This window comes from Aliiruegeria haliotis (assembly GCF_003003255.1).
Classification (GTDB): Bacteria; Pseudomonadota; Alphaproteobacteria; order Rhodobacterales; family Rhodobacteraceae; genus Tropicimonas; species Tropicimonas haliotis.
The window spans coordinates 1-1576 of record NZ_PVTD01000031.1; the positions used below are offsets into that span (position 1 = coordinate 1).

A 1576-nucleotide genomic window follows, 5' to 3' on the forward strand; every position below is an offset into this window, starting at 1 on the left:
GTCGATCTTGCCAATGTGAAGATGTCGATGAACCCCTTTGACGAGATCGCTGTCGAAGAGGCCATTCGCCTGAAGGAAGCCGGGAAGGCCGACGAGATCGTCGCGGTCTCCATCGGCGTCAAGCAGTCCCAGGAAACCCTGCGCACCGCGTTGGCGATGGGCGCCGACCGTGCGATCCTGGTCGAGGCCGCTGACGATGTGCACACGGACATCGAGCCGCTCGCCGTGGCGAAGATCCTCAAGGGGATTGTCGAGGAGGAGCAGCCCGGGCTGGTGCTCTGTGGCAAGCAGGCCATCGACAACGACCTGAACGCCACCGGCCAGATGCTCGCTGCATTGCTTGGCTGGGCCCAGGGCACCTTTGCCTCCGCCCTGGACGTGGACGGCGACAGCGCCAACGTCACCCGCGAGGTCGATGGCGGTCTTCAGACTATCAAGGTCAAGCTGCCCGCCATCGTCACCGTGGACCTGCGGCTGAACGAGCCGCGCTACGCTTCGTTGCCGAACATCATGAAGGCGAAGAAGAAGCCGCTGGATGTCAAGACGCCCGCCGATTACGGCGTCGATGTCACGCCGCGCCTGGAGATCGTGAAGACCTCCGAACCGGAGGCCCGCAAGGCGGGTGTGATCGTTGGCTCGGTCGACGAGCTGGTGGCGAAACTCAAGGACGAAGCGGGGGTTCTGTGATGGCTGTTCTACTTCTTGCCGAAGTGCATGGCGGCGAGCTTTCCGTCGATGCGACCGCGAAGGCCGTGACAGCGGCCGGCGCATTGGGGGATGTCACCGTTCTCTGCGCCGCGGCTGCCTGCGGCGGGGCGGCCGAAGCCGCTGCCGGGATCGATGGCGTGGCAAAGGTCCTCTGCGCAGACGACCCGGCCTACGGCAACATGCTGGCCGAGCCCCTGGCCGACCTGATCGTGTCGCTGGCCGGCGACTATTCCCACATCGTGGCGCCCGCGACCGCATCCGCCAAGAACGTGCTGCCCCGCGTGGCCGCGCTTCTGGACGTGATGGTCATCTCCGACATCACCGCCGTCGTCGACGCCGACACGTTTGAGCGCCCGATCTATGCCGGCAACGCAATCCAGACCGTGAAATCCGCCGACGCCACGAAAGTCGTCTCCATCCGGACCGCGAATTTCGACGCCGCTGGCGCGGGGGGGGCCGCCGCTGTCGAGACCATCACGGCTGCCGGCAACCCGGGCCTGTCCGAATGGGTCGAGGACAAGGTCGCCGAGTCCGACCGCCCGGAGCTGACCTCCGCTGGCGTGGTCGTGTCCGGTGGTCGCGGCGTCGGCTCCGAGGAAGACTTCAAGATGATCGAAGCGCTGGCCGACAAGCTCGGCGCCGCGGTCGGCGCCTCGCGGGCCGCCGTCGATTCCGGCTACGCCCCGAACGACTGGCAGGTTGGCCAGACGGGCAAGGTCGTCGCCCCGGATCTCTACATCGCCGTGGGCATCTCCGGCGCCATCCAGCACCTCGCAGGCATGAAGGATTCCAAGGTCATCGTCGCAATCAACAAGGACGAAGAGGCCCCGATCTTCCAGGTCGCAGACTACGGACTCGTCGCCGATCT

General features: G+C 66.1%; 2 protein-coding genes. Both read left to right on the forward strand.

The window, feature by feature from the left end; genetic code table 11:
* A partial coding sequence (locus CLV78_RS23565) for an electron transfer flavoprotein subunit beta/FixA family protein (RefSeq protein ID WP_106208596.1) occupies positions 1-687 on the forward strand: 687 nt, incomplete at its 5' end.
* Positions 687-1576, forward strand: an 890-nt coding sequence (locus CLV78_RS23570; RefSeq protein WP_106208598.1) for an FAD-binding protein, incomplete at its 3' end; no start/stop codon positions are given. The genes CLV78_RS23565 and CLV78_RS23570, both read left to right, overlap by 1 nt.